Origin of the sequence: Microbacterium sp. 67-17 (genome assembly GCF_001898325.1) — a bacterium.
GTDB classification, from domain to species: domain Bacteria; phylum Actinomycetota; class Actinomycetes; order Actinomycetales; family Microbacteriaceae; genus Microbacterium; species Microbacterium schleiferi.
Map to the genome: position 1 here is coordinate 196,921 of NZ_MKTR01000034.1, position 14,365 is coordinate 211,285.

Annotated in this window: 15 protein-coding genes; 9 read left to right on the forward strand and 6 right to left on the reverse strand. The window is 67.3% G+C overall.

The window, feature by feature from the left end:
- The first annotated feature begins 54 nt into the window (after positions 1-54).
- The gene (locus BGO47_RS14090) at positions 55-447 is read left to right on the forward strand and encodes a DUF1304 domain-containing protein (RefSeq protein WP_292712881.1); all 393 of its coding nucleotides are present in this window, start codon (positions 55-57) and stop codon (positions 445-447) included.
- Between the two features lie 103 nt (positions 448-550).
- The gene (locus tag BGO47_RS14095) at positions 551-1,528 is read left to right on the forward strand and encodes a zinc-binding dehydrogenase (RefSeq protein WP_292712882.1); all 978 of its coding nucleotides are present in this window, start codon (positions 551-553) and stop codon (positions 1,526-1,528) included.
- A gap of 31 nt (positions 1,529-1,559) precedes the next feature.
- Here the strand turns inward: BGO47_RS14095 and BGO47_RS14100 are convergent, their stop codons facing one another.
- Positions 1,560-2,324: a nucleoside phosphorylase gene (locus BGO47_RS14100; RefSeq protein ID WP_195692735.1), complete on the reverse strand. Its 765-nt coding sequence runs from the start codon at positions 2,322-2,324 to the stop codon at positions 1,560-1,562.
- 154 nt (positions 2,325-2,478) lie between these two features.
- On the opposite strand from BGO47_RS14100, the gene BGO47_RS14105 reads away from it, so the two are divergent.
- Positions 2,479-3,039, forward strand: a complete 561-nt coding sequence (locus BGO47_RS14105) for a nucleotidyltransferase family protein (RefSeq protein WP_292712885.1) — start codon at positions 2,479-2,481, stop codon at positions 3,037-3,039.
- Between the two features lie 116 nt (positions 3,040-3,155).
- On the opposite strand, the gene BGO47_RS14110 is transcribed toward BGO47_RS14105, so the two are convergent.
- On the reverse strand, positions 3,156-4,100 hold the full coding sequence (locus BGO47_RS14110) for a 2-hydroxyacid dehydrogenase (protein WP_292712887.1): 945 nt from the start codon (positions 4,098-4,100) through the stop codon (positions 3,156-3,158).
- A gap of 89 nt (positions 4,101-4,189) precedes the next feature.
- Here BGO47_RS14110 and BGO47_RS14115 point away from each other — a divergent pair, with 89 nt between their 5' ends.
- A complete protein-coding gene (locus BGO47_RS14115) occupies positions 4,190-4,621 on the forward strand; it encodes a DUF1761 domain-containing protein (protein WP_292712889.1) in 432 nt (143 codons plus the stop codon).
- 297 nt (positions 4,622-4,918) lie between these two features.
- On the opposite strand, the gene purQ is transcribed toward BGO47_RS14115, so the two are convergent.
- Both purQ and purS read right to left on the reverse strand, forming a co-directional pair.
- Positions 4,919-5,626 carry a phosphoribosylformylglycinamidine synthase subunit PurQ gene (purQ, locus tag BGO47_RS14120; protein WP_292712891.1) on the reverse strand — a complete coding sequence of 236 codons (708 nt, stop codon included), beginning with the start codon at positions 5,624-5,626 and terminating at the stop codon, positions 4,919-4,921.
- Positions 5,623-5,871, reverse strand: coding sequence for a phosphoribosylformylglycinamidine synthase subunit PurS (gene purS / locus BGO47_RS14125; RefSeq protein WP_292712894.1), 249 nt, complete (start codon positions 5,869-5,871; stop codon positions 5,623-5,625). Before purS ends, purQ begins: the two co-directional genes overlap by 4 nt.
- Positions 5,872-6,121: 250 nt before the next feature.
- On the opposite strand from purS, the gene BGO47_RS14130 reads away from it, so the two are divergent.
- The 5 genes from BGO47_RS14130 (at position 6,122) to BGO47_RS14150 (ending at position 12,034) form a co-directional block, all read left to right on the forward strand.
- Positions 6,122-7,402, forward strand: a complete 1,281-nt coding sequence (locus BGO47_RS14130; RefSeq protein WP_292712896.1) for an ABC transporter substrate-binding protein — start codon at positions 6,122-6,124, stop codon at positions 7,400-7,402.
- Between the two features lie 68 nt (positions 7,403-7,470).
- Positions 7,471-8,553 (forward strand): sugar ABC transporter permease, encoded by a 1,083-nt coding sequence (locus tag BGO47_RS14135; protein WP_292712898.1) that lies wholly within the window; start codon positions 7,471-7,473, stop codon positions 8,551-8,553.
- Entirely contained in the window at positions 8,550-9,458 is a 909-nt protein-coding gene (locus BGO47_RS14140; RefSeq protein WP_292712900.1) for a carbohydrate ABC transporter permease, read from the forward strand. The genes BGO47_RS14135 and BGO47_RS14140 overlap by 4 nt, the downstream gene beginning before the upstream one ends.
- Before the next feature lies 1 nt (position 9,459).
- The gene (locus BGO47_RS14145; protein ID WP_292712902.1) at positions 9,460-10,944 is read left to right on the forward strand and encodes a GH1 family beta-glucosidase; all 1,485 of its coding nucleotides are present in this window, start codon (positions 9,460-9,462) and stop codon (positions 10,942-10,944) included.
- Between the two features lie 46 nt (positions 10,945-10,990).
- Entirely contained in the window at positions 10,991-12,034 is a 1,044-nt protein-coding gene (locus BGO47_RS14150) for a LacI family DNA-binding transcriptional regulator (protein WP_292712904.1), read from the forward strand.
- 27 nt (positions 12,035-12,061) lie between these two features.
- On the opposite strand, the gene BGO47_RS14155 is transcribed toward BGO47_RS14150, so the two are convergent.
- A complete protein-coding gene (locus tag BGO47_RS14155; RefSeq protein WP_292712906.1) occupies positions 12,062-12,958 on the reverse strand; it encodes a phosphoribosylaminoimidazolesuccinocarboxamide synthase in 897 nt (298 codons plus the stop codon).
- 65 nt (positions 12,959-13,023) lie between these two features.
- Positions 13,024-14,307, reverse strand: a complete 1,284-nt coding sequence (locus BGO47_RS14160) for an ATP-binding protein (RefSeq protein ID WP_292712908.1) — start codon at positions 14,305-14,307, stop codon at positions 13,024-13,026.
- Between the last annotated feature and the right edge of the window lie 58 nt (positions 14,308-14,365).

The following is a 14,365-nucleotide window of genomic DNA, read 5'->3' on the forward strand; positions in this document are numbered from 1 at the left end:
CGCGAGTGTTTCGCCGCGGCACGTGCCAGGCTAAGTCAGTCGAGAGGAACCCGGATGCTCATCACGGGAATGGTCTTCGCCGCACTGGCCGCCCTGCTGCACGTCTACATCTTCTGGCTCGAATCCCTCGCCTGGGGCGGAGCCCGCAGCCGGGCCACGTTCGGGGTTCGCAATGACGCCGAGGTTGAGATCACTCGGGCGTTCGCGTTCAACCAGGGGTTCTACAACCTGTTTCTCGCGATCGCCGCGATCCTCGGCATCGTACTGGCCGCGATCGGCTCGGTTGCCGTCGGCGTGACCCTCATGCTCGTGGGAACCGGCTCGATGCTGGCCGCAGCCCTCGTGCTGTTCGTCACCTCGCCCGACAAGCGCCGTGCCGCTGTGACACAGGGCCTCTTCCCGCTGCTCGCGGTTGTGAGCCTTGTCATCGCCCTGCTGATCGGCTGAATGCGGGACTAAAAGCCGACTCGCCCGACGTTGTGCTTCGGGTGCGCTCGTTCCGGGTGATCCTCGCTGAGCGCCGCACCAGCCATCCGTACAAAGGAGAATCATGCGCGCACTCGTGCAGCACCAGTTCGGTGACCCGGCAGAGGTCCTCGCCGTCGAGGAGGTCGAGCTTCCCGAGCCCGGACCCGGTCAGGTGCGGCTGAAGGTCGTTCTCAGCCCCATCCACAACCACGACCTCTGGACCGTGCGGGGCGAATACGGCTACAAGCCCGAGCTTCCCGCGCGCGCCGGCACCGAGGCGCTCAGTGTCGTCGACGCGCTCGGCGACGGCGTCACGGGCGTCGAGGTCGGGCAGCGCGTCGTCACGGCATCCGTGTTCGGAGTCTGGTCCGAGTACGTGATCGCGCCCGCAGCAGCGCTCATCCCGGTGCCGGATGCCGTTGCCGACGAAGCCGCAGCACAGATCATCTCCATGCCCCTGAGCGCCGCAAGCCTGCTCGAATACCTCAACGTCAGCGAGGGCGACTGGATCGTGCAGAACGCCGCGAACGGTGCCGTCGGGCGTCTGGTCGCGCAGCTCGCCGCCTCACGTGGGGTTCGCGTGCTCGGCCTCGTGCGCCGCGGCGCCGGCGTCGACGAGCTCGCCGCGGTCGGCATCCACGATGTCGTCGCGACGGATGCCGAGAACTGGCGCGACCGCGTCGCCGAGATCACCGGTGGCGCATCGATCCGCGCCGGTGTCGACTCGGTCGGCGGTGCTGCCGCCGGAGACGTGACCTCGCTCCTGGGTGAGAACGGCACTCTCGTGGTGTTCGGGGCGATGGCATCTCCGACGATGGAGATCCCGTCGGGCGATGTGATCTTCCGTCAGCTGACGGTCCGCGGATTCTGGGGCAGCAAAGTCAGCGCCGCCATGGATTCCGCCCACCGCGTCGAGCTGATCCGCGAGATCATCACCCTCGTCGCTCAGGGAAAGCTCGATCTGCCCGTGTCGCAGATCTTCGACCTGGAGCAGATCGCCGACGCCGCGCGCCTGAACTTCGAGCCCGGCCGCGTCGGCAAGGTCATGCTGCGCCCGTAACGCCCGAGCGCGTGACCGACCGGGACCGCCGTCAGAGCTCGAGCTCGACGGCGGTCTCGAGAGCCGCTTCGATCGAGCGCATCCAGCCTGCCTGCAGGTCGGCCTTGGTGCCCGAATAGAGAGATGCGCCGTCGACCAGGTTGCTCGAGCAGGCGCACACCATTCCGGCGCGCAGGCCGCGGAGCCGGGCAACGATGTAGAGGGCTGACGCCTCCATCTCGACGTTGAGGATCCCCATCGTGTTCAGCTGCGCGATCCACTCCGGCGTCTCGGCGTAGAACGCATCATCACTCACACTGATCCCACGGAACGAGTTCGTTCCCGCAGCCCCCGCGATGCGCTCCGCGTGGCGGGCCAGTGCGGTGGTGAGCTCCAGGTCGGGCACAGCGGGGAAACCCTTGGGAAGGTAGGCATCCGTCGTGCCGTCGTTGCGGAAACTGCCTTCGCTCACGAGCAGGTCGCCCGGCGCGATGCCCGGCTGCAGGCCCGCCGAGCTCCCGACACGGATGAAGGACGTGACTCCCACGCGGGCCAGCTCTTCGACGGCGATCGCGGTGGACGGGCATCCCATGCCGGTGGAGGTCGCGGTGATGTGACGTCCCTTGTACCAGCCGGTCATCGTCCGGTGCTCGCGGTTGTGCGCGACCTCCTTCACGTCGGTGAGGAACTCGGCAACGAGCGGCACACGGAACGGATCTCCGGGCAGCAGCGCCACGCTCGAGACCTCGCCGGGCGCGATGGCGATGTGATACTGGCGGGCGTCGAGTCCTGCAGCTGACTTGTCGACGACGGACATGAATACCTCCTGGGGTTCTGAGACGATCGGGTCGTCGCAGTCCCCGCCCTGGCGCCGGAGCCATGGTTGATAGGACGTGCTCTGCCGTGACGCTAACACCGCGCTGTTTCGCGCCTGTTTCTCGGCGCCGCCAGATCTCGATACGCTCGCCCCCATGACCGCGTGCGGGATTGTGTTGGCTGCCGGGGCGGGGAGTCGATACGGACAGCCGAAAGTCTTCGCGCGCGCCGCGGACGGGGTGCTGTGGCTTGAGCAGGTCGTCGTCGCGCTCCGCGAGGGCGGATGCAGTGAGGTGCTCGTCGTCATCGGTGCCGAAGCAGAGCGCGCGGTCTCGATCGTTTCGACGCTCGGCGCGGTGAGCGCGGTGGTTGCTGCCGACTGGGAACTCGGGCTGTCGGCGTCAGTTCGCGCGGGACTCGCGGGTGCCGCGAACACGGATGCCGCCTCCGCCGTCATCGCACCCGTCGACGTGCCTGGCATGCCGGCATCCGTCGTGGCGCGCGTGCTTCAGGCTGGTGCTGGAGGGGAGGGGCTTGCCCGCGCGATCTATGACGAGCGGCCCGGGCATCCGGTTGCGATCGGGCGGGATCACTGGGAGCTGGTGGCGGCATCCGTTCACGGCGACTCGGGCGCGAACCGGTACCTCGCGACCCACGCCGCGGTTGCCGTCGAGTGCGCCGACCTCTGGGATGGCTCCGACATCGACACTCGCTAGCCGGGCTTGCGTGCCGAACCCAGGACAGGGAGTCGGGGGTCTGGGGTCGGCGAAAGGGAGCTTTGCTCCTGCAATCGGGCCAAGTTCGGCGGGCGCGCCCCGACGTGGCCGTGGCCTCAGGTGCGGAGAACGACGTTGATCGGTTCCTCGCCGCGCTGCATCCGTTCAGCCTGTGTGCGAACCAGCTTCGCGATCCGGGGTCGCATTGCGGTGGACGCGCCCCCGACGTGGGGAGTGAGCAGCAGTCCGGGCGCCGACCACAGCGGGTGACCCTCCGGCACCGGCTCCGGGTCGACGACGTCCAGTGCCGCACGGATCCGGCCCGCGTGCAGATGGCGAAGCAGGGCCTCGGTGTCGACAAGGCTCCCGCGCCCGACGTTGACCAGAAGGGCGTCATCCGGGAGAGCCGCGAGGAAGGCGTTGTCGACGAGCTTCGCCGTCTCTTCCCCACCCGGCAGAGCAAGGATGACGATCTCTGTCTGGGGGAGCAGACCCGACAGCTCGTCGAGTGCGTGGACCACGATCCCGTCCTCAACCCGCGCCCGGGTGGCGACAGCTTCCACCTGGGCCTCGAAGCCGCGCAACCGCGCTGCAATCGCCGTCCCCACACCACCGAATCCGATGATGAGCACCCGGCGGTCGGCGAGGCTCGGGGGGAACGCATCGCCCTCGCGCGCGCCCGCCCAGCGGCCCTCGCTCTGGGCCGCAACGAGGCGCGGGATCTGGCGCTGCGCCGCGAGCGTCAACGTGAGAGCGAGCTCGGCCGTCGAGTCCTCATGAACCGTCGCCGCGTTCGCGTAGACGATCCCCGGCGGCAGGTGGCGGGCGGCAGCCTCGTACCCGATGGACTGGCTCTGCACCAGCCGAACATCGACGCCCTCGAGACGAGCGAGCACCCGCGGGCTGCGAATGTACGGCGGAACGACGATGTCGAACGCCGCCCGCGGCGCCGAATCGCCCATGTCCCACCGCACGACCTCGATGCCGGGAAGGCCTGCGAGGTCTTTCTCGAGCTTGTCGTCGGGTACGGAAATCACCAGGGTGCGCGCGTCGGAATCCATCCCCTCACGCTACCTGCCGCGGCGGTACGGATGCCGATACGCTCGCGTCAGCGCGCGGCACCCCTAGCTCGCGCGGCGAAGGAGCGGGGATGGAACTGGCGATCAACTACTGGGCTGTGATTCTCGCGACCCTGTCGACGATGGTGGTCGGGTCGATCTGGTACACACCCAAGGTGTTCGGGACGCGGTGGGCGAAGCTCGCGAACGTCGATATGAATCGCCCCGGATCCAGCGCGACGATCGCGATCATCGTGACTGTCGTCGTGAGCTTTGTGTCGGCTTGGGTCCTCGCCGCTGCGACCGTCGTGGTGTGGCACGCCTTCGGCGGCAGCTTCCTGCTGACCGCTGTCGGAACCGGCGCCGTGCTCTGGGCAGGCTTCACGGCCGCGCGCTTCATAACCCATGACGCGTTCGAGGGGCGTCCTACTTCGCTGACGGTACTCAACATCGCGCACGAGCTGGTGACTGTCCTCGTGATGGCGCTCATCATCGGCGTCTGGCCGCCCGCCGGCACCGTCTGAGGTGCCGGCGACTTGAGCATCCTCCTTCAGTCGCGCCGAGATGTGAGTTGCGCGGGTCCGGACCCGCAGGATGACGCGACCGAACTAGTCGGGCGCGCGGTCTAGCACGATTCGGGCGCGCAGTTCGGCGCAAATCGGTCGCGCCGATGTGTGGGTCTTGCGGTGCTCGACCCGCGGGAGGGCGCGACTGAACGATCAGGCTGTGGTTCGGTCGCGCCGTTGTGTGGGTCATATACCGCGAGACCCGCAGGAAGGCGCGACTGAAGCGCCGGCGGACCGACGAGACGAAACGGCGGGTCAGGCGGCGGCGCTGACGACTGCCGAGATCGCTGAGGTGAAAAAGCTCAGGCCGTCGGTGCCCGAACGCATCGCATCGCGGGTGTCGGGGCCGAACCCGGGCTCGACGGCGTGCTCAGGATGTGGCATCAGGCCCACCACATTGCCGCGCTCGTTCGTGAGACCGGCGATGTCGTCGAGAGAGCCATTCGGGTTGACGCCGAGATAGCGGAAGGCGACCAGGCCTTCGCCCTCGATGCGCTCGAGGGTTTCTGTCGAGCAGATGTAGCCACCATCGGCGTTCTTGAGTGGGATGACGATCTCTTGCCCGGCCTCGAAGCCGCTCGTCCATGCCGTGTCGGCGTTCTCGACGCGCAGCCGCTGGTCGCGACGGATGAACTGCTGGTGCGCGTTGCGGATCAGGCCCCCGGGAAGCAGGTGAGCCTCGACGAGCATCTGGAAGCCGTTGCAGATGCCGAGGATGGGCATCCCCTTCGCCGCGGCATCCGCGACTTCGCGCATGATCGGCGCGTGGGCGGCGATGGCCCCGGCACGAAGGTAGTCGCCGTAGCTGAAGCCGCCGGGAAGGACGAGCGCGTCGACGCCGGCGAGGTTGTGGTCGCCGTGCCACAGCGCGACGGGCTCGGCGCCGGCGACACGGATGGCGCGCTGCGCGTCTCGATCGTCGAGCGAACCGGGGAAGGTGATGACCCCGATGCGGACGGTCACTCGATGACCTCGATGCCCACGACATCCTCGATCACGGAGTTGGAGAGGATCTCATCGGCGATGCGCTGAGCGGTCTCCAGAAGCGCGTCATCGACCTCGCCCTCGACGGTCAACTCGAAGCGCTTGCCGATGCGGACATCGGCGAAGCCATCGATTCCAAGCCGGTTCAGGGCGCCGGCGACGGCCTTTCCCTGCGGGTCGAGCAGCTCGGCCTTGGGCATGACGTCGACGACGATGGTCGGCATGGGGCGCTCCGGATGTCGAGGGAGGGGGTCGTGCCAGTCTACCGAGGCGGCCGGACGGCGCGCTGAGGGGCCGTGATCAAACCGTTATCCGAATTCGTGGGAGCGCTCCCTTGACGTTGTGGGAGCGCTCCCGTACCGTGTTCCGCAGTCGTGGGAGCGTTCCCACGATGGCCAGGGTTCCGCCCTCCCTCGGTACCCAGGCACAAGCCAAAGGGTGCCTCTTCGGCATCCATCACACAAAGGAGTGACTGTGTCATCACGTGCCTTCCGTCGCAGCGCGATCGTCGCCGCCGCCTTCGGCGCCTCCGCGCTCGTCCTCGCCGGCTGCTCGGGCAGCGGCGGGGGATCGGAAACCGTCAACCCCGACGAGCCGATCACCCTCACCATCTCGACCTTCAACGACTTCGGGTACACCGATGCACTGCTTCAGCAGTACATGGATGAGAACCCGAACGTGACGATCGTGCACAACGTCGCCGCGACGTCCAACGACGCTCGCGCAAACTACTTCCAGAAGCTGGGCAAGACGGGTCTTGCCGACATCGAGGCCATCGAGGTCGACTGGCTGCCCGAGGTCATGCAGTACGCGGACCTGCTGGCCCCCGTGCCCAGCGACCTCACCAGCCGCTGGCTGGACTGGAAGGTCGAAGCAGCCACCGACCCCGACGGCAACCTGATCGGCTACGGCACCGACATCGGGCCCGAGGCGGTCTGCTACCGCACTGACCTGCTCGAGGCCGCTGGCATGCCCACCGACCCCGCCGCTGTCGCCGACCTGCTCACGGGCGACTGGGACACCTACTTCAAGGTCGGTCAGCAGTACGTCGACGCCACCGGCAAGGCCTGGTTCGACTCGGCCGGCGCCACCTACCAGGGCATGATCAACCAGGTCGAGGCTGCGTACGAAGACCCGGCCACCGGCGAGATCATCGCGACCACCAACCCCGAGGTCCAGGACATCTACAACGCCGTCCTCGACGCCAGCTCGACGCAGTCCGCTCACCTTCAGCAGTGGGGCGACGACTGGTTCGCCGGGCTTGCCAACGGTGACTACGCCACGATGCTCTGCCCGGGCTGGATGCTCGGCGTCATCTCGGGCAACGCGCCCGACGTCACCACGTGGGACATCGCCAACGTGTTCCCCGGCGGCGGTGGCAACTGGGGCGGCTCGTACCTGACCGTTCCTGCCAACGGCGCGAACGTCGCCGCTGCCCAGCAGCTGGCCGACTGGCTGACCGCTCCGGAGCAGCAGATCACCGCCTTCGAGGACGCTGGAACGTTCCCGAGCCAGGTGGATGCTCTGGCTGACCCGATCCTGCTGGACTCCACGAACGAGTACTTCAACAACGCCCCGGTCGGTTCGATCTTCACGGATCGCGCCAACGCGGTGACTGTTGCACCGTTCAAGGGCCAGTACTACTTCCAGATCAACGACGCGATGCAGAAGGCGCTGACCCGTGTCGAAGACGGCACGCAGACCGCGCAGCAGTCGTGGGACCAGTGGGTGTCTGAAGTCGATCTGATCGGCTGATAACCCGGCTGCGGACCCGGCACCCGCCGGGTCCGCAGCACATCCCCCCTCGATCTCAGGAAGCTCTCGTGACCAGCACACTCGCCCGCCCGGCATCCGACGCCCCGGCGCAGACCCCCGGCCGCACGCCTCGGCGCATCGGCTTCGGGCACCGGCTCAGCCGGTGGGACCTGAAGCTCTCGCCCTACCTCTACATCTCGCCGTTCTTCATCCTCTTCTTCGTGGTCGGACTCTTCCCGATCGCCTACACGGCAGTGATCTCGTTCATGGACTGGGACCTGGTCCGAAACTCCGGCGAGTTCATCGGCTTCGAGCAGTACACATGGGTTCTGTCGAACCCCAAGTTCTGGATTGCGCTGCGCAACACCTTCAGCATCTTCTTGCTCTCGAGCGTGCCGCAGCTGATCATCGCGATCTTCATCGCGGCGATGCTCGACCAGAACATCCGCGCCAAGACGTTCTGGCGCATGGGCGTCCTCGTCCCCTATGTCATGGCTCCGGTAGCGGTAGCCCTCATCTTCAGCAACATGTTCGCCGACCAGTACGGCCTGGTGAACAACTTCCTCGCCTCGATCGGTATCCCGGCCGTGCCGTGGCACTCGGATGCCTTCGCCAGCCACATCGCGATCGCGACGATGGTCAACTTCCGGTGGACCGGATACAACACCCTCATCCTGCTCGCCGCGATGCAGGCGATCCCGCGCGACTACTACGAAGCAGCGACCGTGGACGGTGCGGGACGCATCCGGCAGTTCTTCTCCATCACGGTCCCGAGCCTGCGACCCACCCTCATCTTCGTCATCATCACCTCGACGATCGGTGGCCTGCAGATCTTCGATGAGCCGCGCATGTACGACCAGTACGGCACCGGCGGGGCCGACTCGCAGTGGCTGACCATCACCCTCTGGCTCTACAACATCGGGTGGGGTGAGTGGAACTTCGGCCGTGCCGCGGCCCTTGCCTGGATCCTGTTCATCATCATCCTCGTGATCGGTGTCATCAACCTGCTCGTGACCCAGAGCGTTGTGCGCACCGAAGGCGGCCGGGGTGAACTCAGCCGCCGCGAGAGGCGTGCTCAGAGCCGCGCGGCGCGCGAACGACTGGCGGCCGCGTCCGCCGCCGAACCGACATCCAAGGAGGACGTGCGATGACCGCCGTCGAGCCGATCCCGGTAGCCCCGCGTGACGAATACCCGCCGGAGGAACGCAAGCCTCGGCGCCGCCGCGGTATCCGTGGCCAGCGCCCCGGATGGGTCACGTACGCCGTCCTCGGTGTGTTCCTGCTCGGGTGCTTCTTCCCCTACTACTGGTCGATCCTCATCGGTTCGGGGGACTCGAGCACGATCCGCGACCCCAACATGTCGTGGATCCCCGGTGGCAACTTCTTCGCAAACGCCGCTGCCGTGGTCTCCAACCCCGCCGTGAACTTCTGGCTGGCCCTGTGGAACAGTATCTGGAGCTCGGTGGTCATCGCGGCATCCGTGGTCTTCTTCTCGACGCTTGCCGGATGGGCCTTCGCGAAACTGCGTTTCGCGGGGAGCCGCTGGCTGCTCGTCTTCGTGATCGCGACCATGGCGGTTCCCACGCAGCTCGGCGTCGTGCCGCTGTACATCCTGTTCTCCGACCTCGGATGGACCGGCCAGATCGGCGCGATCATCATTCCCGCGCTCGTGACGGCGTTCGGGGTGTTCTGGATGACGCAGTACCTGCAGCAGGCGGTGCCCGATGAGCTGATCGAGGCTGCACGCGTCGACGGTGCCAGCTCGTTCCGCACCTTCTGGACCATCGGCATCCCGGCGGCTCGTCCCGCCGCCGCGATGCTCGGACTGTTCACCTTCGTGACGGCCTGGAACAACTTCTTCTGGCCGTTCATCGTGCTCGACCGGCAGAACCCGACGCTTCCCGTCTCGCTGTCGCTCCTGCAGTCCAACTACTTCGTCGACTACTCGATCGTTCTCGCCGGGGTGATACTCGCTACGATTCCGCTCCTGATTCTCTTCATTTTCGCGGGCAAGCAACTCGTGAGCGGCATCATGGCGGGAGCAGTGAAAGGCTGAAATGACCACCAATTTCTCGACCGAAACCGTGGCAACGGCATCCGTGTCGGCACGCCCGTTCCCGACGAACTTCCTGTTCGGCGCAGCGACCGCGGCCTATCAGATCGAGGGCGCTGCCCACGAAGACGGGCGCCGCGATTCGATCTGGGATGCCTTCAGCCGCGTCCCGGGAGCGGTGATCAACGCCGACAACGGCGACGTCGCGTGCGACCACTATCACCGGTATCGCGAGGATGTCGCGCTGATGCGCGACCTCGGACTGCAGACGTACCGCTTCTCGACCTCGTGGTCGCGGATCCGCCCCGACGGCGGCGCGATCAACCCCGCGGGGCTCGACTTCTACAAGCGCCTGGTCGACGAGCTGCTGGATGCTGACATTCTGCCGTGGCTCACGCTCTACCACTGGGACCTGCCGCAGGCGTTGCAGGAGCGTGGCGGCTGGGCCGCGCGCGAGACCGCAGACCTGTTCACCGAGTACGCGCTCGATGTGCACGATGCCCTCGGTGACCGCGTGAAGGTCTGGACCACGCTGAACGAGCCGTGGTGCTCGTCGTTCCTCAGCTACACCGCTGGCATCCACGCCCCCGGTCGATTCAGCATCGCCGAAGGGATGCTCGCCTCGCACCACCTGCTGCTCGGTCACGGCCAGGTCGTGCGGGAGTTGCGCGCGCGCGATGAGTCGCTGAACCTCGGGATCACGCTGAACCTCACGGTTGCCGAGCCCGTCACCGACGCACCAGCCGACCTCGACGCTGCCCGCCGCATCGACGGCCAGTTCAACCGGTGGTTCCTCGACCCGATCTTCCGCGGTTCGTACCCGGCCGACATCGTCGAAGACATCCGTGCCGTCGACGGGGCCGCGGTAGCCGAGTGGGAGGGGGCTGTCTCGGATGCCGACCTCGCCGTGATCTCGACGCCGATCGACAGCCTCGGGGTGAACTACTACCACGGTGAGCTCGTCGGCGGCACGCCGCCGGCGGTCAGCCCCGGCGGCGGCGAAGCGCCCACCGAGCGGGAGACGGCGTCGCCGTTCCCCTCGCACGAGGGCATCTTCTGGCACGACCGGGGCCTCCCGCGCACCGCCATGAACTGGGAGATCCAGCCCTCGGGTCTGACCACCCTGCTGCGACGTGTGTGGGACGACTACGCCGAGCCGGCCGGAGTCACGCTGTACGTCACCGAGAACGGTGCTGCCTTCGACGACATCCGTGTCGACGAAGCCGGTGGGGCACGCGTCCACGATGCTGCCCGTACCGCCTTCCTCGAGGACCACCTCGCGGCGATCCTCGACGCGGCGGATGCCGGCGTGGATGTTCGCGGGTATTTTTACTGGTCGCTCATGGACAACTACGAGTGGGCGTGGGGATACGAGAAGCGGTTCGGTATCGTACGAGTCGAGTACGACACGCAAGAGCGGGTCGTCAAAGACAGCGGTGCCCTATACCGCGAGATCATCGCATCGCGGGCGCTACCCGAATCGCCCTAGGCGAAGCGCCCCGTCGAGGGAGGATACCCACGTGGACGGTGGAACGATGAGCGAGGCCGTCGTGGGCGAGGAGCTTGTGCGGGCTACCCCGTTACGCGGTGCTGTGACGATCGAAGAGGTAGCTGCTGCCGCCGGTGTGTCGCGATCGACGGTCTCGCGCGTTGTGAACGGCTCGACTGCTGTGAGCCCCGCGGCGCTGGATGCCGTCAACCGCGCGATCGCCGAGTTGAACTATGTGCCCAACCGCGCTGCGCGTTCGCTTGCGAGCAGGCAGACGCGCGCTCTGGCGCTGGTCGTGCCCGAAGACACGACCCGCTTCTTCGGTGACCCGTTCTTCGCCGCTATCGTCTCGGGGATCAACGCGGGGCTGCGCTCGTCTGACTACGTGCTGAACCTCTTCATCGCCAGTGACGACCCGGGCGACAAGACCACGAGCTACTTGCGGTCGGGAAGCGTCGACGGCGCTCTGATCGCCTCGCACCACACGAGCGACACGTTCATCGATCGCATCGCCGCAGCCGTCCCGGTCGTCTACGGTGGCCGTCCGGTGCGCGAGCGCGGCACCGACTACTACGTGGATGTCGACAACGTCCGCGCCGGCTACGACGCCACTCGATACCTGATCGAGAAGGGCTACACCGACATCGGAACGATCACCGGACCCCTCACGATGCCCGGCGGTGTGGACCGGCTCGCCGGGTATCGGCAGGCGCTCGCAGAAGCCGGCCTTCCGGAGGGGGCGCACGCCGATGGTGGGTTCACGACCGACGGTGGCGCAGGCGCGATGCGCCGCATCCTGAACGCCGGACCCCCGCCGCGTGCACTGTTCATCGCGAGCGACCTCATGGCTCAGGGTGCCATCTCGGTGCTCGCCGGCGCGGGCCTGAAGGTGCCGACGGATGTCGCGATCATCGGCTTCGATGACTCGCCGATCGCCGAAACCGTGGATCCGCCGCTCACGACGATTCGCCAGCCGTCGTTCGAGCAGGGGGAACACATGGTGAGCGTGCTGCTCGACCTGCTCGCGGGGGGAACGCCGCCGCACGCGACGATTCTCGAGACGGAACTGATCGTTCGCCAGAGCTCCTGAGACGGGGGTCCGGGCGCCGGGTCGGGGTCAGGACTTCGTCAAGCGGTCGATGAGTTCGCGGTACTTCTCGGCAGTCCGCTCGACGATCTCGGCGGGCAGTTCGGGGGGCGTGCCGGTCTTGTCCCAGGCTGCGGCGAGCCAGTCGCGCACGATCTGCTTGTCGAAGCTTGCCATGCGCTCGGCCGGAGTCGTTCCGGTGCGCCAGGCCTCGGCGTCCCAGTAGCGGGACGAATCGCTCGTGAGCACCTCGTCGGCGAGGGTCAGCTCGCCGTCACGGATGCCGAACTCGAACTTCGTGTCGGCAAGGATCAGTCCGCGCGAGGCGGCAGTCTCGGCGGCGCGGCGGTAGGTCTCCAGGGAAAGGTCGCGTAGCTGAGCCGCGCGGTCGGCGCCGACGAGCTGGGCGGTCTGATCGAAGGTGATGTTCTCGTCGTGTTCGCCCAGCGGCGCCTTGTAGGCGGGGGTGAACAGAGGCTCGGGAAGCCGGTCTCCGTTGTTGAGCCCCGCAGGCAGCTGGATGCCGCACACCGTGCCGCTCGCGGTGTATTCATCCCAGCCCGAACCAGTGAGGTAGCCGCGCACGACACACTCGATCGGCAACATCTCGAGGCGATGCACGAGCATGGCCCGGCCGCTCACGGCATCCGGAACCTCGCCCTGGTCGCCCGCGAGGTGGTTCGGAATCGGCACGCCCCCGTCGGCCCCCGCGAGCTGCGCAAACCACCACAGACTCAGCGTGGTCAGCAGTGTTCCCTTGCCGGGAATGCCGGGCTCGAGCACGTGGTCGAACGCGCTGACGCGGTCGCTCGCGACCACCAGCATCCGGGCGTCGGTCTCGTCATCGGGAAGGTACAGGTCACGGACCTTGCCGGAGTAGACGGGATGCCATCCGGGCAGCGAAACGGGAGCGCCGTGATCTGTCACCCGAGCATTCTCGCAGGTCGCCGTCCCCTGCCGTGGGCCGATGACAGGCCGGTGCCGGGCACCGGTCACAGGCGAGCGAGCGACTCGATGTCTTCGGTGAACTCCGCTGCCGCTTCGGGCGAAACCGTTGCGCGAGTGGATGCCAGCGCCGCGAGGTAGTCCTCGGTCTCGAGCCCCGTCGCTGCGTCTCCCTCGCGCATCGCTCGGCCGAGCGCCTCTTGCGAGGCACGTCGCGCGGCGTACTCGATATCTGCTGGGGTCAGACCGTCGCTTGCCTGCACGAGCTTCGGCAGATCGAGTTCGCTGAGGGAGTCGATCGGGATGTAGCGCGTCCAGATTGCTTCGCGGGCCTCGGCATCGGGCAATCCGATCGGTAGAACGTAGTCGAACCGCCCGTGGCGCAGGAAGGCGGCATCCAGTGCGCGTACGAAGTTGGTCGCGCACACCAAGAGGCGACCCGGACGGTCGCGGAACTCGGCGATGAGTTTGAGCAGTTCGTTCGTCACACCCTGCGTGGGTGAGGGTGGCGTGCCCCCGCGGCGGGAGGCGATCTCCTCGACCTCGTCGATGAACACCACGGCGTGCTCGAGCTCACCGACCTTCTCGAACGAGGTGCGTAGCGCGCTGGCCATCCCGCCGGGCGCATCGCCCAGCCGAGACGGGAACAGCTCGACGAACGGCCAGTCGAGGCGGGAGGCGACGGCGCGGGCAAACGTGGTCTTCCCCGTTCCGGGCGGGCCGAACAGCATGACAGCGCGCGGTGCCACGACCCCGAACCGGGCAGCCAGCTCGGGTTGTGCGAGCGGGGCGACGAGGCGCTCCTCGAGCAGGTTCTTCTCCTGACGCATCCCCGCCACGGCGTTCCACAGGTCGCGGGGAAGGACGCGGCCGCCGACCTCCTTCAACAGATCCAGCTCACGCCGCTGCACGGGGAGTCGACGCTCGAAGTAGCGCAGGTGGCGCTGCTCGTGGAAGCCGTTGTGCACCAGGTGCTGGGCTCCGCCGCCCTCCTCGGACACGAGGGCCGACAGGGTTCCGAGCCCCAGTGGTGCCATCCGGCGTTCGAGTGCATCGAGCAGCTCGCCCGCGACAGCCGGATCGACCTCGTCGTCGAGGGCGAAGAAGACGAGCCACCCCTGGGCGTGCGCCGCCCGACCGACGGCGGCGCCGACGACCTCCTCGCCGACGACGGCAACGATGGCGACATCCTCGCGGCACGAGGCGATGACCTCGGCCAGCGAGTAGACCGCGCCACCGGAGCCTGCAACGGATTGCCACAGCCGGACGACGCCGTCGATGTCATCTGCATGAGCCTCCCGCACGCGCGGGTGCTGGCGGATCCGAACCATCGGTGACCTCCCCACTGAGCCCTGACATCCGCGGTGGCGGCTGATCTGAGCCGATCTT